Raw genomic sequence first — 23515 nt, 5'->3', positions numbered from 1 at the left:
AAAGTACGTGTACAACAAGGAACATTATAAGGGATTCAACCTTAAAAGTATAGGCTTTTTTAGGACTTCGCCTTTTTTAGTTGACTTTTAATTCAAACTAGATATAATTAGTTAGGTAAACTAATTAAAAGGAGGGGCATACATGTACCCGTCTGATGAAGATTTGGGGCAGTCAGTCATTAAAGCGTTCATGAATTTTAAGCGAGCTGAAATGTCGAGTTTCCACATGGAAGGCTACACGAAAGCTGAAACGCGTTTTATGTTTGTTCTTTTTCACGGGATTAAAATGAGTGATTCAGAGCTTGGCGTGCGCGTTTCCGAACTTGGCAAGCGACTGCGCATTTCGAAACCAAGTGTGACCCAGCAAATTAATGCGCTTGAAAAGAAAGGGCTCATTATCCGCACTCAAAATCCGACCGACAAACGCGCTGCTTATTTGAACTTTACTGAAAAAGGAAAAGCGCTGACAGAAAAAATGATTCAATCTTTTCATAAAAACTTCGAAGATATGCGCGATTTTCTCGGGGAAGAGGATATGCGCACACTCATTATGCTACTTGAAAAATTAACGGATTATTTGAACGAGAAGGCGAAACAAGAAGGAGGCGCAGTGCCAAATGATAAAACTTTTTAAGCGACTGAAGCCCTATTCATGGGGGATTATCGTTGTATTAGTTTTAACTTTTATCCAAGTTATTGGGCAGCTTTATTTGCCTACACTCATGTCAAACATCATTGATAAAGGTGTTGTGACGGGCGATAAGCCCTATATTTGGAAAACCGGTGGGCTAATGCTCTTACTTTCGGCTGGAGCAGTTGTTTTATCGGTTATTATCGTGTATATCGCATCACGTATTTCCATGGGCTTTGGACGTGATTTACGGGATAAAATCTTTACACAAGTTGAAAATTTCTCTTTGCAGGAATTTAACAAAGTGGGGACATCATCGCTTATTACGAGAACGACAAATGATGTTGTCCAAATTCAAAATGTACTTTATATGATGCTTAGAATGATGGTTATGGCGCCGATTATGCTTATCGGCGGGATTATTATGGCGGTTGGACGTGATGCAAAACTATCGTTAATTTTTGTGGTCGTTCTGCCAATCTTGCTATTACTTGTCGTGTTACTAGGCGGTAAAGCGATGCCGATGTTTAAAAAACTGCAAAAGAAAATGGATAAATTAAATCAAGTTATCCGTGAAGGCCTAACAGGTATCCGCGTTATTCGCGCTTTTAACCGCAATCAAGATGAATTAAATAAATTTGAAGAAGCGAATAATGATTATGCCATAACGGCAATTGGCGTAAACCGCCTGCTGTCGCTTATGAGCCCACTCATGATGCTCATTATGAATTTAACGTCCATCGCCATCATTTGGCTTGGGGCGCACTTCATTAGTGACGGTAACATGATGGTCGGCGACTTGATGGCTTTCATTCAATATGCCATGCAAATTATGATGAGCTTTATGATGCTTTCTGCTGTCTTCATTTTCATTCCGCGTGCTGGTGCTTCCGCAGAACGTATCAACGAAGTGCTTGATATGAGCGCAGAAATTTTAGACCCTGCTGCACCAAAAGCGGCTGACGGACGCGCAACGCTTGAATTCCAAAACGCATCTTTCCGTTATGAAGGCGCAGAAAAACCAGTTATTGCAGACATTAGCTTTAAGGCTAAAGCGGGTGAGACGATTGCCATAATTGGGAGTACAGGCGCTGGGAAATCCACATTAATTAATATGGTTCCCCGCTTCTATGACACCGAAAACGGCAGCATCCTAATGAACGGCGTCAATGTGCGCGACATGTCGCAAGAAGAATTGCGCGAAAAAATTGGGCTTGTGCCACAAAAAGCGGTTCTTTTCACGGGCGACATCGAATCAAATCTCCGCTACGGGAAAGAAGACGCCACGGAAGAAGAAATGTGGAAGGCTCTCGAAATCGCCCAAGCGAAAGACTTTGTCTCCAAATTACGAAAAGGTCTTCATTCGCGCGTTGAGCAAGGCGGAAACAATTTCTCCGGCGGGCAAAAGCAACGGCTTGCAATTGCGAGAGCGCTCATCCGGAAGCCAGAAATCTACATTTTCGACGACAGTTTCTCCGCACTCGATTTTAAAACAGATGCGAAGTTGCGCAGTGCGTTAAAAGAAGAAGTAGAAGATGCCATTATGATTATTGTGGCGCAGCGCATTACATCTGTTGTTGATGCAGATCAAATCATCGTTTTAAATGAAGGTAAAGTTGCCGGAATTGGTACGCATAATGAGCTAAAAGAATCCAATGAGATTTACCGCGAAATCATGCGTTCACAACTTTCAGAGGAGGAGATAGCATGAGTCCAGGACCAGGTCCAGGTGGAGGCTCTCACGGCGGAGCAATGGGTGTGAAATCGAAACCAAAAGACTTTAAAAATACATTATTCCGTTTGCTTGGCTATATGAAGCCCCGAACGGTAGCGATTTCAGTCGTCTTTATCTTTGCGATTCTCTCCACCATTTTTAATATTTTTAGCCCGAAAGAATTAGGGAAAGCAACAACTGAAATTTTCAAAGGCGTCATGAGCCCAGCTGGCATTAATGACGATAAAATTTTCAACATTCTATTCTTCGTGTTCCTCCTTTATGTCGGAAGTTCAGTCTTCAGCTTTGTTCAGCAATACGTGATGTCAAGTGTCGCGCAACGTACCGTATATGATATGCGTCGCGATTTAAAGGAAAAAATGGCACGTATGCCGCTCAAATATTACGATACCCGTTCTAACGGGGATATTTTAAGTCGCGCTGTCAACGATATGGACAACATCGCGAATACGCTCCAACAATCCTTGACGCAGGCCATAACGGCGATTGTTCAAATTGTCGGCGTACTCATTATGATGCTAACAATTAGTTGGCAGATGACCCTAATTGTTGTGGCGACTGTACCGCTAAGTATCATTATTGTAGGTATCATCGCGAGCAAGTCGCAGGCATTCTTCGCGGCGCAACAGCGCAATTTAGGGATTCTAAATGATACGGTCGAGGAAACTTACGGCGGTCAAACGATTGTGAAGGCGTTTGGTCAAGAGAAAAAAACGCTCGTCAAATTTGATGAAGTCAACGAAGACTACTACAAAGCGGCTAAAAAAGCCCAATTTATTTCGGGTATCATGATGCCGATGATGCAATTTGTAGGTAACTTAGGTTACGTAGCTGTCTGTGTTGGCGGTGGGATTTTTGTGACGAACGGCACCTTGCAAGTCGGTGATATTCAAGCCTTCACGCAATACGTGCAACTGTTCTCACAACCCATTTCTAGCGTAGCAAACATCGCGAATGTCATTCAATCAACCATTGCTTCTGCGGAACGTGTTTTTGAAATTATGGACGAAGAAGAAGAACAAGACATGATTCCGGAAACTGTTCCTACGATTAACGAAGAAAATGGTAAGATTGTTTTCGACCATGTAGAGTTTGGGTATTCGCCTGATAAACCGCTCATGCAGGACCTGAAAATTAACGTAAGCAAAGGGCAAATGGTAGCAATTGTTGGCCCAACTGGTGCAGGTAAAACAACGATTATCAACCTGCTCATGCGTTTTTACGATGTAGATAACGGCGCGATTCGCATCGACGGCGTAGACACGCGCGACATGACGAAAGACGAAGTCCGCGCGAAATTTGGAATGGTGTTGCAAGACACATGGCTCTTTAGCGGAACCATCGCTGAAAACATCGCTTATGGTCGGGAAGGTGCCACGATTGATGAAGTAGTCGGAGCTGCCAAAGCGGCGTATGCAGACGATTTCATTCGCCGCTTGCCAGACGGTTACGACACCGTTTTAAATGAAGAGGGGACCAATATTTCACAAGGGCAAAAACAACTACTAACGATTGCCCGCGCGATTTTATCCGACCCAAGCATTTTAATTCTAGACGAAGCAACGTCTAGCGTTGACACAAGAACCGAGCTAAACATTCAGCTCGCAATGGGGAACTTAATGGAAGGCCGAACAAGTTTTGTCATCGCCCACCGTTTATCCACTATCCGCGACGCCGACTTAATTCTTGTCATGAACCACGGTGATGTTATCGAACAAGGTACACACCAACAACTCCTTAGCGAAAACGGCTTTTACGCCGACCTATACAATAGCCAATTTACAGGTTCGCAAGCAGTGTAATAGTCAGAAAAACCGAATGATAAGTCATTCGGTTTTTCTGTGCTTAAAAAATAAAGTCACACCTTATTTTTTAGTTAAAATTTCTTTTGAGCAGTCTTCTTGAATGTTAGGAGAATTTTTCGTTATGATGAAGGTAACTTATTTCCCGGGAAATAAAAAAAGTTGAGGTGGAATAAAGATGTTTTTATCAATCACAACAAGTGAATTAGAAGGAAAACTAGATGTTTATGAAATACTAGACGTACGCAATGCAGATGATTTTAGTGCGCGACACATAGAAGGTGCAACGAATATCCCCATTTCCGAATTGGAAGAAAACGTAAACACGCTTTCCAAAGAAAAAGTATACGCAGTCATTTGCTATGCAGGTGGACGCTCTCAAAGAGCAACTGAATTTTTAGACAGCCAAGGCTTCCAAGTGACCAATGTAAGTGGCGGCATGAATGAGTGGTCAAAATAAAAAGCAGACGTTATAAAAACAGCTCTCGGTACTAATCCGAGAGCTGTTTATTTGGTTGTAAAAGGAAAGCGATTTAGCATAAGTGAATCAAATTGTGGAATATGGACATTATTAAAGGCCATATACATTAAGTTATGACAAAAAATACAAATTTTGAAAAGGCATTAAATGATACAATGAATAAGAATTAAAAAAGGAGGTAGGAAAATGAAGAAAATATGGATGGCAATTAGTTTCATTGGTATTCTATCATTTAGTTACGTGGGGATTACGATTATTGACTCGCCTAAAGTAGTTGAAGCAGCAGGATGTTCTGGGAATATTAAGCGAGATTTAGGTGCATCGTACTTTAATCAAAGCAAAGACAGCAGGTACTATAAAAAAGCCGTAAAAGTTATTCAAAATAACTATAATGCATGGCTGTTTAACACGCATTCCTACAGTTACTACAATAACCATAAACTTAATGTAGATGGCTACTTTGGCTCGAAAACAACGCAAGCAGTGAAAGTGTTTCAAAGTTATGTGAAAAAATATTGGGACAGAAATTTAGCTGTTGACGGATCAGTAGGACAGCATACGTGGCATTACTTATACTGGCAATAATAAATATTGACATACATAAAAACACGAACAACTCTTTTCTGTTTAAAATAAGGCTAGCGTGGTTAAAATTGTGAGAAAGACAGGAATCTTCCGGTGTTACCGATTAGCGTCTTAAAAAGTGAACCGCCCCCCAAATCTAACTTTTGGGGGGCGGTTCACTTTCTATTTTTTAAAATTGTTCAGCAAGCTTAATAGCTTCATCACGACCAGCTTGGATTAAATCTTTTGCTTGATCAGGACGAGCGTTGTGTCCTTCAACAACAACCATTTCCGTTTCCGTAACACCGAAGTGGCTTAAAATGTTTTTGACGTAGTTTAAGGACATTTCATAACTTTCTAGTGGACCGTCAGAATAAATGCCACCACGTGCATTAAGCAAAGCAACTTTTTTATCAGTTACTAAACCAACAGGACCTTCTGGCGTATATTTAAACGTCTTACCAGCTTGGTTTAAATAAAACAGGTAAGTTAAAAATTGCGCGGGAATACTGAAATTCCAAAGAGGGAAAGCCATAACGACTTTATCAGCTTTTAAAAATTGGTTTAAGTAGCCGTTTGCAATATCAGAAAGGCGTTTTTCGTCTTCTGTTAAAGGCTCGCCGGCAGCTTCTTTATGTAGCCCACTCATCATCACACCATCGTAGTAAGGCAGGTCTACTTCAAATAAATTAAGTTCAGTAACTTGGTCTCCGGGATGACTTTTTTTATACGCATCCAAAAATGTTTCATAAAGCGTCACGCTGACAGAACGCTCTGCAGGTAATCCATTCGCTTTAATAAATAATACGTTTGACATAAGATTGATTCCTCCAAATTTTTAATAATACTTATACAGTTTAGCTGAAAACCACACAAAATAGCAAGTTCTTAGCTTACAAAAAATTAGTAGCTTTTAAGAAGAATTCTAAATAGGAACATGATACACTAAAGGGGACAGGAGGGATTTAATTTGGAAATAAGAAAAATTGCGGAAGAAGAAATCCACCAAATTAAACGATTGCGAGATTATGCTTTTCGCACACCAGGCGGCGGTGGGGAGGAAGACTTTTTATTTTGGATGGAGCGGGCAACTAGGTTAGGGGCCTTTTCAGACGGAAAACTAAGCGCACAAGTGATGACGTATCCACTAGACGTATCGTTTTTAGGTCAGAAAATAAAAATGGGCGGTGTGGCTTATGTAGCTACATTTCCAGAAAATAGACGCAGTGGTTTTATTCGGGCACTCATGACAGCGTCGCTAAACGAGATGAAGGAATTAGGTCAGCTTGTCTCTTATTTACACCCTTTCGACATTCCTTTTTATCAAAAATTTGGGTTTGACCTTGTGGCAAATGAGGTTAGCGTGAGCCTAAAGCTGAAAAATCTGAAGCGGCGTTCGAGTGGTCGCGGCGAGATTGTGCGGACAAGTGCCAACCAGCCTGACTTTAGCGATGTGCGGGCGGTCTATGAAACGTATGCGACAAATCACCACGGCATGCTAGTTCGCGGTGACGACTGGTGGGGCAGACTTAGTCGGCGCGGCTATACGAATGAAGTGGCCTTATTTCGAGATGAGCAAAATGAACCGCGAGGCTACCTTCTATACGGATTCAAAGGATCAGAAATGCTTGTGCATGAACTGATTGCGCTTGATTTTGCTGCGGAATGTGAGCTGTGGGCATTTATTTCGAGCCATGATTCGATGTTTGAAACCGTCCAGGCGACGCATTTTGGGACGCCAGCTGAAGTGGCACTAGCGCTACCAAATGTGACGGGTCTTAAGATGGAAACGGAATTCAATTGGATGGCGCGCATTGTTGAGGTGGAGGCGTTTTTAAACGCAATTTCATTTCAAACGGCAGAAAAAGTCTATGTGGAAATCCAAAATGATGTCGCTGACTTCAATCATGGCATTTTTGAGATAGGTGACAAAATTCGGCGGGTCGAAAGTGCACCAAACGATTTGCTTTTACAAACAGATATAGGAACGTTTAGCCAAATGATGTTTGGCTTTATGCGCCCGAAAGAACTTGCCTATTACGGAAAAATGACGGCGAGTGATAAGGTGCTTGCGATTTTTGAAGCAGCAATTCCAAATGTGAAACCCCGATTTTATGATGGGTTTTAAAAAATAGAGACCATTTTGGTCTCTATTTTCCTATTAAGTCCGAAAAGATTTATTTCGGACTTTTTTTAATTACATAGAAGAAATAGCAATAGACGGGTCATAATAACTTGCCAAGCCTTCAATATCTTTAATAATAAATGGTTTAGAGCTAGATTCTAAAATACCCTCTTTTACGAAAAAATTAAGGTGTCCTGAAATGCTTGATTGAGCGCAGTTGCACAAAGAAGCTAAGACAGACTGGGAAATTGCTGCAGGGAGGTGAGAGGCGTTGCCTTGCTTCTCGCCAATATAAGTGGCTAAAATTTGCAAGTTAATCGCTAGCGTTTCAACAGGAGGTAATTTATTGACAGCTGTCATAAATGTTGAAAAAGAAAGAGCAGCTAAACCTAATTCGGCTAAAAAGTGGAAAAATTTAGGCTGAACGTAAAGGTGATCAACTAAGAAATCACGATTAATCTCATATACTGTCATTTCTGTAGCGGCTCGAACTCGGTAAGGTAACTTAACTTCGAACGTGAATAAATTTTTTAAGATGGGTTTAGCATGAAACAATGTCCAATCAGAATAAAAAGTAGTCACATGCGGTTTATCTTGATAAAAGACTTCAAAAAAAGCGAGACCCTTTTGAATAAGATAAATCGTGTGCTCTTGATCACTTTGGCTTGAGGTGATAATTTGATTCCTTTTTATATGAAGTTTTCGAATGTGACTATCGGATAGACTGGTATTTTGGTGCAAATAATCAAGTAGTTCTTTCATTGGCTTGGAAGTGGAGCCTTCTGAAATAAATTCCATACATTCCTCCAGAAAATTGATTTTATATATAGTATACGATTATACAATAATAAATATAACCGTTATAGTCAATTTGAACAAGAGAAAACGAATGAAAATCCCCTTTTTTTAGACACAAAATGTTCAAAAGTAACATTTATTTGTATAAATCGCAATAAATAAAGCGGTTTATTTTATTTTCAGACACAATTTGTTCACAATTATGTTGCGGAATTATCGCTGTAAATATTTCCAATGATTTTATCCTTGTATACTAAAAAGTATCAAAGGGAGTCAAACTTACCTTTTGATTCATTTCAAGAGTGAAAGAGGTGAGAAAATTTGAAAAAGGGATTTCGCATCATCACAACGATATTTCTTGTTGCGAGCTTAGCTATCATAATTCCACTACAAGGAAGTGGGGTTTTCGATAGGATGTTTCAAACGGTCAAAGCTGAAGCCGAAAATGTTGCGAATGTGACTACATATCAGGAACTTGAAACCGCAATGGGAAATCAAGCAATTACTGAAATAAATATTATGAATGATATTGAATTTACGAACTATCCATCAACAAGCGCGGGTGAAGTGAATGTAACAGTTCCAGCTCGGAGCATTACAATAAATGGTAACAATCATCATGTGGATTTTCGTAAGCGGGGTTACTTGATGAACTTTGGTTCGACAAAAATTAACATCACCCTTCAAAATATTTAGATGTATGGCCAAAACTACTGGGGACCATTCCGAATTTACGGAACGGCTGGTGTTGGTTCTACTTTTACTTTCGATAATATCGAATACACAGGGGCCCAACTAACCGCTTCCTATCAAGCAGATGTCATTGTAAAAGGAACAGTGAAGAATGCTTCTGTTAACTCGTATGTAAGTCCATTTAATGGAACCACTTACAATGCTTTAACAAACCAAACAAACCTTGAAGTGACGAACATCACCTTCACAAGCGGATCTAACTATACAGGAACAACAGAAAATGCCACAGTTTTAATGCTTGGAACTGGCGGGACTAAAGGAAACGCCGTGATTGAAGAAGGCGCTAAGCTTAACCTGACAGGAGGCGGCAACGGACTTAGTGGCGAAGGACAATGGACAACCATTCAACTAAATGGAAATTTTGAGATGCAAAGAAATTCCGAGGTTAACATTACGACGCCGAATGCCTCAACCCGTGGAGGGATTCAATTAGGTAACGACTCAAAACTACTCGTACAAGACGATGCAAAGCTAACGCTTAATATGGATGGTCCGTTTACTGACGCTTATAATAAAAATCCAATTAACGTAGGAACAAACGCTTCATTTGAAGTAGCAGACGGAGCAAGTCTCATCGTCAATGCAACGAGTCAAGGAACTGGAACTGGCGCTCTAGTTTATACGGGAACAAGTAGTCTATTTAAGATTGGCAAAAAATCAATTTTCAAATTAAAAGCCGACGGAACCGGAGCAAAAAACCTCATTCGTATCGGCGGAACATCCACTTTTAGTTTTGAAGATGCAGGGGAAGTTGACATTGATGCTTCCGCCAATACAAATGCCAATACACGCCCCATTTATATGGTGAGTGGAAGTTTCAAAGCATCCATTCAACGTGTAAAAGCATGGACGACAGCCGATGTCGCTGGCACACCAACGTATGATTGGTATCCGATGTACGACATGAACATCCCGTATGTCGGCGCCAATGTTCAAACGACACTAACTGGGAATAGCATTAGTCAAGAAACCCAAGATAATTTCATTTCGAACTACCGGACGCAAAACTTCAAGCGTGTATTATTTGAATATATTCCAGATGTTTCCGTCACCATAGATGCACTATCCGATAATAAAACGCAGGCAAATAGCCATACGATTATGGGAATTACAAACCCCAATGCGTGGGTCATGTTTTCCGGTGATTCAGCCATTCCAACAGGAACAATACCCGCGCAAGATAAAAGCGACACTAAGATGTACCATGTCAAAGCTGACGCTTCTGGAAATTACACGTATACACTTCCAGATGGGCAATTTTTCTCTGCAGGAAATACGGTTGTGGCCTATGCGTATTTAGACGGAAAAAACGCCACAACAAATACAGTTGTCTCGGATGAAACCCCGCCTGATAAGCCTGTTTTAAGCCCCATAAAAGATGTGGATGCATCCATTAAGGTGAAAGCCGAACCAAACGTGACAGTTACCATTTATGATTCATCGGATAATCGTATATTGGCAAGCGGGACATCGAATACAGAAGATTATGAAATTTCGATTCCGGCAGATAAGCGCCCGTTAGCACCGTATGTGTCTTACTATGCAACCGCGACTGATTCGGCAGGAAATATTAGTGAGCAGTCCAATTTTGAACTGGTAAGTGATACAACACCGCCAGAAGCAAATCCAATTACTCAAACCGTGCAACTTGGCGCGTCTTTTACAACAGATGCTAAAAGTCTTGTAGAAAATGTTTTTGATAATGCGGGTTTGGAGGATTTGACCTATACGATTATTTCAGAGCCAGACGTGAGCCGAATTGGTCATTCGACGGCTATTGTAAGGATTCAAGACCGTGCAGCGAACTATCGTGATTTTACAATTCCAGTTTTTGTGGAAGATGGTAGCACGAGTTCGAATAATGATGCGATGTTAACAAGTACTGATTTTACAATACTAGCACAAAGCGTACCTGCTACAGAAGCGGAATTAGATGAATTAATTGTAACGAACGGTCAAGTAAAAGCTTGGAAAAAGCCTTCTGGTGAAGATATTACAGATCAAGTTGTGATTGTAAACAGAGGCGGGCTATCAAGCACACCGGGTGAATATGATGTGAAAATTTCTGTTTTAGGTGTTGAACGGACAATCCACGTAACCGTTAAAGCAGGAACGCTAGAATTTAAAGAAATTCCAACTGACATTTCATTTGGCAACGTGACCATCAAATCGAAACCACAACTTGTTACTCCAAAAAATGATGTAAAGATTACGATTGAAGATTCACGAGCTACTCCTAAAGAATGGACGCTGATGGCACAACTTACGACGCCGCTTGCAACGGACAGCGGAGATGCGCTAAACAGTTTGGTTATTCGCACAAAACAAAATGGCGTAACCGACTATTTAGAGCTGACGGATCAAGGAACTACACCTGTATACACGAATAAATCAGCTACTACAGGTACAACGGTCATCGACTTAAATACGACGCAAGATGAGGGGATATTGCTTAATGTTTTACCTGGGCTGGCAAAAGCTAAAGCTTACTATACAAAAATTAGATGGACACTTCAAGACGCCCCTTGATGAAAGGAGAGAACGATGCGACGCATAATAAAATGGTCAAGTTATCTTCTGTTACTTTCTGTGTTACTCACAACGAATCCGCTTTTTACAAAGGCTCAAAACTATGATGTTGAAGTAGGGATTTCATTTAGTGGGCAATCGATTGAAAGTGAAACACCACATGGAAATTTCCCCGAAGGAGGCACGTCTAATTGGCAGACGCCAACGGATCAAGGTGGAACTAAGCCGAATCAATTGGAGCAAACGGCTTTAGGCAAGTTACCGACTACGGGGGACCAATTTTCAGTTTTCGGATTGATTATCGGTATGGAGTGTTTGGCGATTGGCTGTAGCTTATTTTTACTACAAAAAAGAAAAGAAGATAACGATTATGGGAGGAGTAAGAAATATGAATAAGGGAACGAAATGGCTAGTAGCGAGCGCGGTTTTAACGACTGCAATTTTTAGTGAAAGTATCCATGTTTTGGCGGTTGACGGGGGGAGTATAACGTCAGATGCAGACCTGACTTATGAAAAAAACACAAGTACGACAAACCCGATTGACCCGACTGAGCCAGGCAATGTTATCACACCTGACCCAGATAATCCGGGACAACCTGGGACTGCTGGGCCATTAAGTATTGATTTTGCTTCCAATTTACGTTTTGGTTTGCAAAAGATGTCGGGTAAACAAGAAACCTACTATGCTCATTTAACTAAAGTTGTTGAGACTGCAACTGGCGCTAAAAAAGAGGTGCCAAACTATGTGCAAGTAACGGATAACCGTGGCTCAAACGGCGGTTGGCACTTGACTGTGAAGCAAAATGGTCAACTTATGAACGGAGCGAACGCTTTAGAGGGAGCCCAAATTAGTTTGCTAAATAGCACGCTTGTCACTTTGCATGATGGAAATGTCCCAACGGCTAATACGCTTATAACGCTCGATCCCGTTTCTGGTGATGCAGTTGAAATTGTCAATGCACAAGCCGGAACTGGTAGTGGAACTTGGGCGAACTTGTTTGGTAAAGATGTATCCGAAGCGGCAACGAGTGTCAAATTAGTTGTGCCAGGAAAAACACAAAAAGTAGAAGGTCAATATAAAACGACTCTCACGTTTGAACTTGTAGATTCACCAGCGTGATATTTTATTTAAAAAAAGGAGAGATTTTTGATGGAGAAATTATTAAAAGTAGCAGCAATTAGCGTTATCGTAGCAGGAGGAGTAGGGTACGGGACAGAAGCCTTTGCGGCTGATGTAACGTCTAAAGGGGACATTACTTTTACTCAAAATACAGATCCAGGAAAACCAGAAGTTCCAGGAACAGGTGAAGAAATTGATCCAGGAACGCCAGCGCCAACTCCTGGGCCGCTAAGTATTAACTATGTTTCCAATATTCATTTCGCGGACCAAATGATTTCTGGTAACAACGAAGTTTATTATGCCAATCTAGATAAAGTAACGCTTTCCGCATCTAGTACAGAAGTGGAAGTACCAAACTTTGTGCAAGTATCCGACAACCGCGGCTCAAATGCAGGTTGGCACTTAACGGTAGAACAAGTAGGTCAATTTAAAAATGGCGCAAGCACACTAACAGGAGCAAAATTATCCTTCCAAAATGCAACGATGCAATCATCAAAAGCGACTGCAACAAACACACCGACAGCGTATTCATTTGAACTTGATCCAGCGGGCACTGCATCAGATGTTGTCGATGCAGCAGCAAATAAAGGAATGGGAACATGGTCAACATCATTCGGTGACGCGACTACAGCTGCGCAAAGTATCTCACTTTCCGTACCCGGCGACACAGCAAAAATCGTTGGGAAATATGAAGCTGAGTTAAAATGGACATTAACTGACACTCCTGCTTAAAACGGTCAAAAAGTCGCGCGGAAGACCCACTTTCGCGTGACGCCATTTTAAAGGAAGGGAGAAGCATAGATGTGTAAACTAAAATGGAGCACGAGTCTCCTTACCATACTTGTCGGCTGTATGACTTTTTCCGGCAACGCTTTCGCTGTAGGCACAGAAACAAATGCAGATGTCACGTTCCAAGCTGATGATACAGGAGTCACACCACCAATTGATCCAACCGATCCTGGAGCGGATGTGACACCAACAGAACCTGTAAATCCAACAAGTGGCGCGCTTCGCATTGATTTTGCTGCGGCATTAAATTTCGGTACACAAAAAATTTCTGGAGAAGCCAAGAACTATAACGCGCTTTATACAGAAGTAACAACCGCTTTAGGTGGAAAAAAATACGTACCAAACTTTGTGCAAGTAACAGATAATCGCGGCTCTAATTCTGGTTGGTCACTTTCGGTTTCGGGCACTGAATTTGTTTCAGCTAGCCATGCTGTTTTAGAAGGTGCTGCCCTTACAATGTCAGGGGTTCATCTCACCTCCACTATGGATTCTAAATTTACACCAAGCGTTGTTGCAACAGATGTAACTTTAAATGCGTCAGGTCAAAATTTAGTCACTGCTAGAGAAAATGAAGGCATGGCAACATGGGCAATCGCATTTGGTAACCTTTCAGGAGCGGATGAGTTGGCAACTAATCCTAACGTATCACTCCACATTCCTGCTGAGGCAAGGAAAATAGCAGGCGAAACATATACGTCAACGATAACATGGACCCTTGAAGCGACACCATAAACAGAAGGGGGAACGCAAAATCCCCCTTTTCCCAAAAGAAAGGGTGGCTAAGGAGTAAAAATATGAAAAAATTTTTAGCAAGCATTTTAATAAGCCTATTATGCCTAGGAATTTGGCTAGTTCCTTCTCATGCTGACGCCGCTTCGACGATGAACTTCTCAGTAACAGCCGTGATACCAGATAACCAAATCGATAAATCAAAAACATACTTCGATTTGAGAATGAAACCGGGTGAGACGCAAGCCCTCGAGGTCGTCGTAACAAACGGCCTAAATCACACCATCACAATTGAAAGCCATGCTAACACAGCCGTAACGAATGATAATGGGATTGTCGACTACAGCAATACGAAGCCCAATTTAGATAAGAGTTTGAAAACCCCATTTTCCGAAATTGCCAAAATGGACGAAGAAATAACAATCCCAGCAAATGGTACAAAAACTGTTAAAGTGAACGTAACCATGCCAAAAGAAGAATATGACGGACAAATTCTAGGTGGACTTCATTTTACTGAAAAACTAGATAAAGAATCGGAAACAGAAGAGGAAGGCGTACAAATTAAAAATTTATATGCCTATGTTATTGGCGTTTTACTGACAGAAAACGACACTGAAGTCAAGCCAGACATGCAACTAGGTGACATTAATCCAGCGCAAATTAATTACCGCAATGTGCTAAAAGCGAACTTGCAAAATACGCAGCCAGTAATTCTAACAGATTTAGAAGTAAAAGCGCGAGTTACTAAAAAAAGCCGCGATAAAACATTACATGAAACAAATAAAAAAAATATGCGTCTCGCTCCAAACTCTAACTTCAACTATGGTATAAATTGGGAAAATCAAGAGTTTAAAGCGGGCAAATACACCCTCCACATGACCGCTAAATCCAATGAAAACGAGTGGAAGTGGACAAAAGACTTTGAAATCAAAGGCGATGAAGCAAAAGCTTTGAACAATAAAGCAGTGGAACTAGAAAAAGACTATACAATGTGGCTCATTCTAGGCGCCGTCTTGTTAGGCATTATCTTGCTTATCCTTGTGTTCTTACTTGGCAAGCGTTCTAGTCGTAAAAAAGATAAGTAAAGCGAGCCTTTTTGGCTCGCTTTACTTATTTCCCCGAACATATTCAAATAAGAAATCTAATTTTTCAGTGTCCGTGATATGCGCATTGCAAGTTGCCTCATCTTGGCAAATATAGTTGCTAAGCGCTTTGTAATTATGATTTTTCGTATCCGTCTTAACATCTACTGTAAAAAGTCCAACAGCCCCCATATGGTGACAAAAATGACAAATTCCTTTTTGCGGGCTAGGTAGGAAACTTCCGGACAAGCCGCGCATTGTCCCGTCAATTTCACGAACAATAAATTTTTTCATACTTCCTTTATCGTACCAACTTAAATAAGTCAGGTGTGAAAAATCAGCAGGACTTAAATGAGGCGGATGAAGTTTCTTCGCTTTTTTAAACAGTTTTTTTAATTGCGCATCTGTAGTAGCGCGAAATGGAATGCAATAAGGCTCAAGCGAATCTTTAAAATGCGTATAATCCGACTCGTTTTTTATAGAAACAAGAGGTTTCAAAAGCTCTAATTGGTCTGTCATTAAAGAGTCAAATGCTTTTTCAGCTTTGTTTAGCGAGTAATATGCAAATTCTTGCTTTACTTTAATATCATTTACTCTTTGCTCTGCATCAAGAACATGTTTCGCTTGCCGTAAAATTTGATTTAACACGTGATTTTCGATAAATGCTTCCATATAAAATCACCTCCAATCCTTATTTTACAACGAAAGAACACTTAAAATATAGTCTAAGAACATTTTATAGTCAAATAAAGCAGCTGACTTTATTTTCGATAAACAATATTTTTGATAGTGCTTTCAGATAAAAAGTATTTTTCAGCAAGTTCTCGAATCGTAGAACTGCTCTCAAAATCCTTCTTTATCAGTGCATTTCGTTCTTTTAGCCGCAGTTTAATTCCAGACTCGCTTCCCCAAGCCTTTTTTGACCGTACAGGGATATAAAGAAATTCTCCATCTACATATTTTTGAATTTCAAGAATTAATTTTTCAGGTAATATATTTTCAACAGTTTGATACTTCATAAGGCTAGCTCCTTTATTATTTAATCCATAATAAGTAGCAAAGCCCAGTATTGGCGATTAAGAATAATCCATACAAAGAATCGCCATTTCAGGCTTTGCATGGAACAGCATTACATTAGCAGACATGCTGATCACCTCCTAAATTTAAAAATAATTTTATAAAAGTAGCTAACAAATGTCGAATTCTTTTTCTGACATTGCTATAATAGAAAGTAGAAAAGAGGTGGTTGAAGTGGATTTTGGTGAAAAGTTAATTAATCTACGAAAGAAAAATAGACTAACACAAAAAGAACTTGCTAAGAAAATTGGTGTGACACCTTCAACAATCAGTAAATATGAAAGCGCAACACATAAACCACCAATTTTTATTTTAGCCAAATTAGCAGAAACACTAGGGACAACCACAGAATTTTTGCTTGACGATGTAGCAGGTTTAAGAGAAAAAAATTCTGTCAATGCATTCCCGCTAATTGGAAATCCAGAACTAGAAAAATGGTATTTAGAACTACCATACTCGTTTTCTGAAAAAGATTTGCAGTTACTTAAAGATATTTCAAGTGCTATTGAAAACCAAAAATAACGATACATCGAGGTATTCAACATATAGTTGAATGCCTATTTAGTTTACCATATACATACTCGAACGATTATGTTATTGGTGGAGTTATTTAAAACTCCACTATTTTTTTACTCTATGAATGGATTATGCGGCCCATTTTTGGGCGATGTTTTGTACGATGTGAAAGGTTCAGCCACAATTCCAGATGGTGGAAAGAATGCATTATTATACGGGAATTGTGTTTCCATCATACGCATCTTCTGCGAGAACTTCATGTGTAACATAGATGTACGTGCAACTTGATTATTAAAAGAGGAAATCGAAACATCAATTTTAATCATTTCAAAATTAGAAAACTGTACAAGTGTCTGGTTATCTTTTGTCCCGTGGTATTCTTTAATATGTTGCGGAAAAACCCAAATGCAGTTTGGATTTGTTGGTGAAGCTGTCGGAAAAGTATACGTAAATGAAATAGGATCAATAATAATTGGCGGCTTATGAGTGATGCCTATTAGATGCTTAGTTCCTTCCCTCCTACCATTAAGAGTTCTCCATGAACTAAAATCCACCTAAAGCCACTTGATTTCTATATCTTCTTTATTTATTATAACCATATCTATTATAGCTCTCAATAGTTTTTGTTTGTCTTTAAAATCCAATTTTTTTATATCCTTGAATTTTGTTGCCTCCAATATTGATTTGAAATCTTCTCTCTGCATTTTTTCTTGTTGAACTTTTTTTTCGCTGAGAATGGTTGAAATTTGAGTATCAATTTTCAAAGTCATTGAGTCAAGTTCTTCTTTTTTGTAGTTGGAATTTAAATATAGTTCTAAAAGCCTTGCCTTTTTATTTTGCAAGTCATTTAGTTTATTTTGCAGTTTGATTAATTTATTTTCTTCTTGTTTTATTTTAGATGAACTCGAATATTTTGTGATTCGATTTAAAACTATTTCCTCAAGCTTATCTGCTCGAATGATAATATTTTCACAGTCGTCATATTGATATAGACGTCTTTTAGACTTACATTGATAATAACGATATTTCATTTTTTTACCTTTGTAAGAGGTTGACTTTGAAGTGTGAGAATAAGGCATACCACATTTTCCACAAACAACTAATCCACTTAGTAGCGATTGTGATTCTTGATTGACGTTTGGCAAGTCTGCCACTCTTTTAAAAATTTGCTGAACACGATTAAATTGCTCTTCTTTTATAATAGCCTCATGAATCCCTTTTTTATGAACTTTATCCGCATAACTAACATAACCAATGTAAATATCGTTTGTAAGTAAGTTTTTGTAACGTCTTCGATTAAACACCTCATACCCTAATTCCTTCATTCTTTTTTGAACTTGCAAAATGCTTTGCGTTTCTTCAAATAAATTATAAATAAGTTGTAAATGTTCAGCTTCCTCTTTGTTTATGAATAATTTAGTGTCAATAACGTCATAGCCAAATGTCCTTCCTCTAGCAGTAACAAGCGGAAGTCCATCCTCGATACGTTTAATTTTACCCATGACAAGCCTGTCCCTGATTGTTTCGCGTTCTAGCTGTGCAAAAACGGACAATATCCCAATCATTGCGCGCCCGAAAGGTGAACTAGTATCAAGTGTTTCAGAGAGACTCACAAACTCCACATCATTCTTTAAAAAGTATTCTTCGATTAGAAGAAGTGTGTCACGTTGTGAACGCGATAAGCGATCGAGACGATATACAACAACAGCATCTATTTTATCGAGCTTAGAAAGCATGTCTTGAAGTGCAGGACGGTTGATATTAGAGCCAGTAAAACCACCATCAATGAAAATATCGTATATATCCCAACCTTTTGACAAACATAAGGCTTTCAATTTTTCGGTTTGTGCCGATATAGAATAATTCTCGGTTTGCTCTTGAGTTGAAACACGTATATAAATAGCCGCTTTCATTTTACCCCTCCTAAATAGCACGTACGTTCTGTTCTTGGTTAAAAGAAAAAGCCTTTCAGCTCTTTCTTACTTCAAGTTAATATCGACTGTTTCGTCTCCCCAATAGCTTGTTTGATATTGTAATTTTAGTGATTTCGAATCTGTTTTGGATTGCCCAATAAGATTACCTGTTACACTTGCTCCAGGGTCTAAGTCTCCTGAGTTGAGAATTTCAATATCATCTTCAACAAGTAGCTCGTCAAGATCAGTTTTATTCCCATCATCGTTTAGCTTAAAATCATATGGATTATAGCTTTGAGATTCGTCTGTGTTGTTTGTAATAGTTAAGTTAATAATGATATATTGTTTCCCACTATCAGGAGTATCAATTTCGCTACCTTTGCTATAATTGACTGTATTTACTTTTAATTCATAACCGTTGTAGCTCACTGTGTCGCCGACTCCATATGTCTTTTCCAAAGTCTTGTCTTTAGATTTACTATCGCCCGAACTTGAAACGCTTGTTTTATTAGAATCTGAATCTACTTTTTCGGTTGCTGAATCTAGTGCATTTGCTCCGATATTAGTAAGTATAATAAGAATTATAATACCAACTACAGAAATAATTGTACCGGCAATCGCTAACCCTTTTGGACGTTTAAACAAGCCAATGACACAAAATACAATCCCCAATATCCATACTATCCAGCCTACTATAGGTATCCATCCTGTGAATAATCCAATCAAAGCTAAAATGAAACCTGCAGTTCCCAATCCGTTTTTAGTTCTTTTTATTTCATTCATTTTTATTCTCCCTTTGTGATTTATTTATAATGAATTCTCTAGCGAGAATTTATTATCTGTGTTGTTGGTGGTGGCTAGCCCGTTACAATTTTCCCGTATTTTTGCATGTAGTGATCACAGGCTTCTTTTAAAAATTCCTCTGTAATTCCAAGATGGTCAGCTACTTCATAGTAATTCCGCAAACCTTTTTGGTAGCAGTCTTCTAACAAAGAGCGAGGTACTAAATATTCATGCGCTTTACGTCTTGCAAAAAATTCTTGCTTTCGATTCGTTGTTTTGCTCACATCGAGTATATTTCCATTTGAATACAGTTTATGACTAATTTCTTCTATGATTGTACAGACTTCCTCCGCTTGTGTAAGTCCTTTTAAGATGTAAATGGTGTTCTCGATAAGCAAAGCCTTTGCTCCACATGGTAAGCTTTTTTCATAGATGATTTTTAAGTCAAGTTTATCTAGTAAATAGTTTGCATCGTTCATAAACTATCCCCCTATAACACTAAACATCTGACCCCTTTTCTATGAATGTTAATATTCTGTTTTTATCGGTGTTACTTAAACCGTTTTCAAATCGCAACAGCAAAATTTCAGTTTGTGTTTCGTTCTTCCTACCAAATAACTCATCAATAGACACATCCAGTGCATCAGCAATCCGTTCAATTTCTAAATGTTTAATCGGGCGCTGCCCATTTTCAATTTTGCTCATGGTGCTGTCATCTAGCTTAACCATTTCGGCAAAATCTTTTTGAGAGATGTTTCTTCGTCTACGTAACAGAGCAATTCGTTCATGAATGTTCATGCACCACCACCAGCCTTTACTAAAGTTCAAAAGTTATTGTAATACATTTAGACGATTCTCTAAAGCAGAAAGGGTTAATATTTCGAAAAAAGAGAATAATTGAAATGTTCAATTCTGAAATAGAAATAATATTGCATAGAGGCAAATAAAAAACCACATTCTCATCACCATAAATTCATTTTACTTTTTAATGATGTAGAATGCAGATTGAGGTTGCTACTTTCACAAGCGAACAAACGTTCCTGTTTTTATTATACTAGGATTAGAGTATAAATCAAGAAAAAAATAAGTCAGAAAGTTATTTGGAAAAATTAATATTAGGAGTTTGTTGGAAAATATCTAATACCTGTTCAATAAGAAAATACAATCTGTTGAGTTGAAAAATAGTGACCTGTATTTTAAACATGGTATAATTGCAGTAACTTACTTTAAAAATTGATGAATGATATAAAGGAGCTTTAATTATGTTAACTGATTCTATGATTAGAGATGAATTGATAAAAGTCATACGAAAAGAAAATGATAAGAAGCAATTCAGAGTCATTGAAGAATTAAGTATTTGTGACGGGGCAGCAAGAGCAGATGTTGCAGTTGTTAACGGTCTTTTACATGGGTATGAGATTAAAAGTGACCATGATACCTTAGAACGGTTACCTAATCAAATTGTAAATTACGAATTAACTTTTGAGAAGACCACGATTGTAGTTGGCAAGAAATTTGAAAGTAAAATTTTAGAAATTGTGCCCGTTAATTGGGGAGTTTCTGTTGCCTATCTTAATAAGTTTGGAGCAATTAGTATCAAAAAAATAAGAAGCGCTAAAAATAATAAAGCAGTTTCTACTGATAAGTTATTAGATTTACTTTGGAGCAAAGAAATCAAATTGTTATTGAAGGAAAATAAAATCAAAGGTTACTCAAATCTTCCCAAAAATGAGTTGGCAAGTTTGACGAAACAATGTGTACCCCGAAAAGAAATTTTGGAGTACACACGTAATATTTTAAAAACTAGAGTTGGCTGGAGAGCTGATTTACCATAAAAGTAATGTGATGATTTGTCCCATATGCTCGCCAAGAGGTAAGATTACCGCCTTTATTTACTTCATTATGAGCTATTTTATAAATCATGGAGTCTCCCCATGAATAATCGAAGCCCATATATAATGGATGAATACATAATTTTTTACAAGCTTCATTTATATTTTCAAAATTGAGGCCACCTTTTTTTATAGTTTCTCCTTTATATACTAGATACTCTGACTTTGTTGTATACCGTATATTAAAAGAGGGTTGCATACCTGGTACGAACTCAAAGTCAGAGCAGTGATTGATACAATAGTCAGAATAAATTATTTCTATGTCCTTCAGTTTTTTAGATAATCGATTAAAAAATTTAGATTCTAAACGATTAAGTAAAATAAATTCATGTTTATCAAAGCCTTGGAAGGATTTTGGAAAAGAGCATGAAGCAACAATTATCTTTTTAAATTTATTTAATGATGGTATTGTTTCAATAGCAGCTTTTGCTGTGTAGACACTATTATTTAAATTTTCTATTCTTAGCTCCTCTACATCGACTATTAAAAAGGTTTTTTCTGGTGGTATGGTTTCAAAAAAACTTTCTATTATATCTTCAAAGTCATCATCCATGACTTCATTTGTTGTCACTCTGAGAGCGTATTCATTTTTGCTTTGAGAAGCTAATTGTTTGCATATTTCATTAGAGTAATTTAAATGGAACACAGGAATTGAAAAATCTGTGTTTATTCTGTTGAAATCCTCAAAAAACTCTGTAACTGAAAATCTTTCTGCCTTACAATCAGTTGAAAAATCTAAGAAAAATTCTCTGTTTTTCCAATGGGTTGTTACGCAGGCCATAGACTTTTCCTTGCTTTTTACTGTGTCTAGTGGTAATTCAAATAGAGGGACAATCTGATCTTTTACCTCATCAGTTAGATGTAATAGTCCATCTTTTTCTCCTTGCTTAGCTTTTAGTATGGGTACATACATTTTAATTCCTCCTCTGATGCAATTTTATATTATCGCCTAAACGTTAATACCTACTTATGAATAATATTCAGCCTTTTTAGTGGGGAAGCCGGCAACAATTATTATTTTTGTAATTAATTGAACTACTATATTATTTTTTGATTTGCAAAAACAATATTATTATGCGTATACTATTTATTGGCAACTTGCCCCGTTAGGGGGTGTGTTTCGATGTATTCAATCTTTTCGTTAATTGTCGCACCAATTATCGTTGGTCTAGTACTTAAGCTAGTTTCTTTGTGGTTAGAGAAGAAAAGTGACAAGTAAGCAAGTTGCTCGCTAACCCACATGTTTGATTAAATCGAACAAAAAATAAACGCCAGTCTATCGCACTAGACTGGCGTTTTGTGTGTTTCGAATTCAATCTTTTCGTTTACAAAACCATTATAGCATAAAACGCTAGTCTATACCACTGCAAGTTATTAAATTACAGGTTATCCCTCTTAATCAAATATTCCGCATATCTCTCTAACTCTTCAATCTGCTCAGGTGTCATGTCCTTAGGAGCGTGCGCAGCGATCAAATAGCCGTCTTTGTTCTTTATCTCGACTCGTTCTGTTTCTCTGCCATGTAAGTAATCTAATGAAACATCAAAAAAATCTGCAAGTTTTATTTGTACGTCAGAGTCAGGAACGCGTCTGTTTTGTTCATATGATGCATACGATGTTCTCGCAACTCCAATTTTTTTAGAAACATCATCTTGAGTAAGCTTTCTTTCTTTGCGAAGTTTAACAAGTCTATCTCCAAACAAAACCGCCACCTCCTCGACATATCAATATCGACATGTCAATATCAATATATCAATATTACTATACATTAAGCGTAGTTAGTATGAAAAATATTAAAATGCGTCAAAAAGAGTAATTGTTTCTTGACAGTAGTCAAAATGCGTAGTAATATTAAAGTACGCAATATGACACAAAAAGAAAGGAGTGTTCTCATGCGCACATGGTTAAGGGAGCTAAGAGAGGAAAAAGGTCTAACTCAAGAATCATTAGCTATTAAGGCGGATATTGAGAGAACCACTTATTCATCAATTGAACAAGGGAGAAGAAATCCATCAGTTAGAAATGCTATGCGAATTGCGTCAAGTCTTGATTTTGATTGGGTAATTTTTTTTGATGAAGAACTACGCGAAATGACGCGCGAGGGGAGTGATAAAACTCATAAACAGCCAACATAGCAATAAAACACCTAACACCAAAACAGCATACAAGCTAATCCAGTAGCACTACATTAAATAT

The 23515-nt window shown here is 38.4% G+C and carries 28 protein-coding genes; 17 read left to right on the top strand and 11 right to left on the bottom strand.

The genetic code is table 11. From position 1 onward, the window contains the following. Nucleotides 1-142 precede the first annotated feature (142 nt). From CFT42_RS04575 to CFT42_RS04555, 5 genes are all read left to right on the top strand, one after another. Complete coding sequence (locus tag CFT42_RS04575) at nucleotides 143-634, top strand: MarR family winged helix-turn-helix transcriptional regulator (protein ID WP_088809388.1); 492 nt, start codon at nucleotides 143-145, stop codon at nucleotides 632-634. Next, on the top strand, nucleotides 618-2342 hold the full coding sequence (locus tag CFT42_RS04570; RefSeq protein ID WP_088809387.1) for an ABC transporter ATP-binding protein: 1725 nt from the start codon (nucleotides 618-620) through the stop codon (nucleotides 2340-2342). The genes CFT42_RS04575 and CFT42_RS04570 overlap by 17 nt, the downstream gene beginning before the upstream one ends. Continuing rightward, nucleotides 2339-4168 carry an ABC transporter ATP-binding protein gene (locus CFT42_RS04565; RefSeq protein WP_088809386.1) on the top strand — a complete coding sequence of 610 codons (1830 nt, stop codon included), beginning with the start codon at nucleotides 2339-2341 and terminating at the stop codon, nucleotides 4166-4168. Before CFT42_RS04570 ends, CFT42_RS04565 begins: the two co-directional genes overlap by 4 nt. 178 nt (nucleotides 4169-4346) lie before the next feature. Next, nucleotides 4347-4628 carry a rhodanese-like domain-containing protein gene (locus CFT42_RS04560; RefSeq protein WP_088815500.1) on the top strand — a complete coding sequence of 94 codons (282 nt, stop codon included), beginning with the start codon at nucleotides 4347-4349 and terminating at the stop codon, nucleotides 4626-4628. A 207-nt stretch (nucleotides 4629-4835) separates the two neighbouring features. Next, on the top strand, nucleotides 4836-5234 hold the full coding sequence (locus CFT42_RS04555; RefSeq protein WP_088809384.1) for a peptidoglycan-binding domain-containing protein: 399 nt from the start codon (nucleotides 4836-4838) through the stop codon (nucleotides 5232-5234). 169 nt (nucleotides 5235-5403) lie between these two features. Here CFT42_RS04555 and CFT42_RS04550 read toward each other — a convergent pair whose 3' ends face one another. Beyond that, nucleotides 5404-6030, bottom strand: coding sequence for an FMN-dependent NADH-azoreductase (locus CFT42_RS04550; RefSeq protein ID WP_088809383.1), 627 nt, complete (start codon nucleotides 6028-6030; stop codon nucleotides 5404-5406). 153 nt (nucleotides 6031-6183) lie between these two features. Between CFT42_RS04550 and CFT42_RS04545 the strand changes: the two genes are divergently transcribed. Next, nucleotides 6184-7341 carry a GNAT family N-acetyltransferase gene (locus CFT42_RS04545; protein ID WP_088815499.1) on the top strand — a complete coding sequence of 386 codons (1158 nt, stop codon included), beginning with the start codon at nucleotides 6184-6186 and terminating at the stop codon, nucleotides 7339-7341. A 69-nt stretch (nucleotides 7342-7410) separates the two neighbouring features. On the opposite strand, the gene CFT42_RS04540 is transcribed toward CFT42_RS04545, so the two are convergent. After that, nucleotides 7411-8136: a cyclic nucleotide-binding domain-containing protein gene (locus CFT42_RS04540; protein WP_088809381.1), complete on the bottom strand. Its 726-nt coding sequence runs from the start codon at nucleotides 8134-8136 to the stop codon at nucleotides 7411-7413. Between the two features lie 321 nt (nucleotides 8137-8457). Between CFT42_RS04540 and CFT42_RS04535 the strand changes: the two genes are divergently transcribed. The 7 genes from CFT42_RS04535 (at nucleotide 8458) to CFT42_RS04505 (ending at nucleotide 15141) form a co-directional block, all read left to right on the top strand. Beyond that, nucleotides 8458-8832, top strand: coding sequence for a pectate lyase-like adhesive domain-containing protein (locus tag CFT42_RS04535; protein ID WP_088815498.1), 375 nt, complete (start codon nucleotides 8458-8460; stop codon nucleotides 8830-8832). Further along, entirely contained in the window at nucleotides 8833-11418 is a 2586-nt protein-coding gene (locus tag CFT42_RS04530; protein WP_088815497.1) for a WxL domain-containing protein, read from the top strand. It abuts the gene before it with no gap. A gap of 15 nt (nucleotides 11419-11433) precedes the next feature. Further along, complete coding sequence (locus tag CFT42_RS04525; protein WP_088815496.1) at nucleotides 11434-11814, top strand: LPXTG cell wall anchor domain-containing protein; 381 nt, start codon at nucleotides 11434-11436, stop codon at nucleotides 11812-11814. Beyond that, on the top strand, nucleotides 11807-12538 hold the full coding sequence (locus CFT42_RS04520; protein WP_088809378.1) for a WxL domain-containing protein: 732 nt from the start codon (nucleotides 11807-11809) through the stop codon (nucleotides 12536-12538). The genes CFT42_RS04525 and CFT42_RS04520 overlap by 8 nt, the downstream gene beginning before the upstream one ends. 30 nt (nucleotides 12539-12568) lie before the next feature. After that, complete coding sequence (locus CFT42_RS04515) at nucleotides 12569-13270, top strand: WxL domain-containing protein (protein ID WP_088815495.1); 702 nt, start codon at nucleotides 12569-12571, stop codon at nucleotides 13268-13270. Nucleotides 13271-13339: 69 nt separating this feature from the next. Then, entirely contained in the window at nucleotides 13340-14059 is a 720-nt protein-coding gene (locus CFT42_RS04510; RefSeq protein WP_088815494.1) for a WxL domain-containing protein, read from the top strand. Nucleotides 14060-14121: 62 nt separating this feature from the next. Further along, nucleotides 14122-15141: a WxLIP family cell surface protein gene (locus CFT42_RS04505; RefSeq protein ID WP_088815493.1), complete on the top strand. Its 1020-nt coding sequence runs from the start codon at nucleotides 14122-14124 to the stop codon at nucleotides 15139-15141. 21 nt (nucleotides 15142-15162) lie between these two features. On the opposite strand, the gene CFT42_RS04500 is transcribed toward CFT42_RS04505, so the two are convergent. Both CFT42_RS04500 and CFT42_RS04495 read right to left on the bottom strand, forming a co-directional pair. Then, complete coding sequence (locus tag CFT42_RS04500) at nucleotides 15163-15810, bottom strand: FusB/FusC family EF-G-binding protein (RefSeq protein ID WP_088809374.1); 648 nt, start codon at nucleotides 15808-15810, stop codon at nucleotides 15163-15165. Nucleotides 15811-15899: 89 nt separating this feature from the next. Next, on the bottom strand, nucleotides 15900-16157 hold the full coding sequence (locus CFT42_RS04495) for a CD3324 family protein (RefSeq protein ID WP_088815492.1): 258 nt from the start codon (nucleotides 16155-16157) through the stop codon (nucleotides 15900-15902). A 232-nt stretch (nucleotides 16158-16389) separates the two neighbouring features. Here CFT42_RS04495 and CFT42_RS04490 point away from each other — a divergent pair, with 232 nt between their 5' ends. Then, a complete protein-coding gene (locus tag CFT42_RS04490; RefSeq protein WP_088809372.1) occupies nucleotides 16390-16737 on the top strand; it encodes a helix-turn-helix domain-containing protein in 348 nt (115 codons plus the stop codon). Nucleotides 16738-16844: 107 nt separating this feature from the next. Here CFT42_RS04490 and CFT42_RS04485 read toward each other — a convergent pair whose 3' ends face one another. The 5 genes from CFT42_RS04485 to CFT42_RS04465 all read right to left on the bottom strand — a co-directional run bounded on the left by CFT42_RS04485 (nucleotide 16845) and on the right by CFT42_RS04465 (nucleotide 20225). Next, complete coding sequence (locus CFT42_RS04485; RefSeq protein WP_088815491.1) at nucleotides 16845-17285, bottom strand: competence protein ComK; 441 nt, start codon at nucleotides 17283-17285, stop codon at nucleotides 16845-16847. After that, nucleotides 17286-18644, bottom strand: a complete 1359-nt coding sequence (locus CFT42_RS04480) for a recombinase family protein (RefSeq protein WP_088815490.1) — start codon at nucleotides 18642-18644, stop codon at nucleotides 17286-17288. A gap of 66 nt (nucleotides 18645-18710) precedes the next feature. Then, complete coding sequence (locus CFT42_RS04475) at nucleotides 18711-19427, bottom strand: DUF4352 domain-containing protein (RefSeq protein WP_208611150.1); 717 nt, start codon at nucleotides 19425-19427, stop codon at nucleotides 18711-18713. A gap of 74 nt (nucleotides 19428-19501) precedes the next feature. Further along, nucleotides 19502-19906, bottom strand: a complete 405-nt coding sequence (locus CFT42_RS04470; RefSeq protein ID WP_088815489.1) for an ImmA/IrrE family metallo-endopeptidase — start codon at nucleotides 19904-19906, stop codon at nucleotides 19502-19504. A 19-nt stretch (nucleotides 19907-19925) separates the two neighbouring features. Beyond that, on the bottom strand, nucleotides 19926-20225 hold the full coding sequence (locus CFT42_RS04465; RefSeq protein WP_088815488.1) for a helix-turn-helix domain-containing protein: 300 nt from the start codon (nucleotides 20223-20225) through the stop codon (nucleotides 19926-19928). Nucleotides 20226-20689: 464 nt separating this feature from the next. Here CFT42_RS04465 and CFT42_RS04460 point away from each other — a divergent pair, with 464 nt between their 5' ends. Beyond that, nucleotides 20690-21262, top strand: coding sequence for a sce7726 family protein (locus CFT42_RS04460; RefSeq protein ID WP_088815487.1), 573 nt, complete (start codon nucleotides 20690-20692; stop codon nucleotides 21260-21262). Here the strand turns inward: CFT42_RS04460 and CFT42_RS04455 are convergent. Continuing rightward, entirely contained in the window at nucleotides 21231-22232 is a 1002-nt protein-coding gene (locus CFT42_RS04455) for a beta family protein (RefSeq protein WP_088815486.1), read from the bottom strand. The genes CFT42_RS04460 and CFT42_RS04455 overlap by 32 nt on opposite strands. Before the next feature lie 210 nt (nucleotides 22233-22442). On the opposite strand from CFT42_RS04455, the gene CFT42_RS15100 reads away from it, so the two are divergent. Beyond that, nucleotides 22443-22538 carry a type I toxin-antitoxin system Fst family toxin gene (locus tag CFT42_RS15100; protein ID WP_117590147.1) on the top strand — a complete coding sequence of 32 codons (96 nt, stop codon included), beginning with the start codon at nucleotides 22443-22445 and terminating at the stop codon, nucleotides 22536-22538. A gap of 160 nt (nucleotides 22539-22698) precedes the next feature. Here CFT42_RS15100 and CFT42_RS04450 read toward each other — a convergent pair whose 3' ends face one another. Next, a complete protein-coding gene (locus CFT42_RS04450) occupies nucleotides 22699-23022 on the bottom strand; it encodes a helix-turn-helix domain-containing protein (RefSeq protein WP_088815485.1) in 324 nt (107 codons plus the stop codon). Between the two features lie 189 nt (nucleotides 23023-23211). Here CFT42_RS04450 and CFT42_RS04445 point away from each other — a divergent pair, with 189 nt between their 5' ends. After that, nucleotides 23212-23454 carry a helix-turn-helix transcriptional regulator gene (locus CFT42_RS04445; protein ID WP_088815484.1) on the top strand — a complete coding sequence of 81 codons (243 nt, stop codon included), beginning with the start codon at nucleotides 23212-23214 and terminating at the stop codon, nucleotides 23452-23454. Nucleotides 23455-23515: the final 61 nt, after the last annotated feature.

Source organism: Listeria goaensis, assembly GCF_900186125.1.
GTDB classification, from domain to species: Bacteria; Bacillota; Bacilli; order Lactobacillales; family Listeriaceae; genus Listeria; species Listeria goaensis.
The sequence above is the reverse complement of the archived record's forward strand: the minus strand, read 5'-3'. Positions and strand labels throughout refer to the sequence as shown.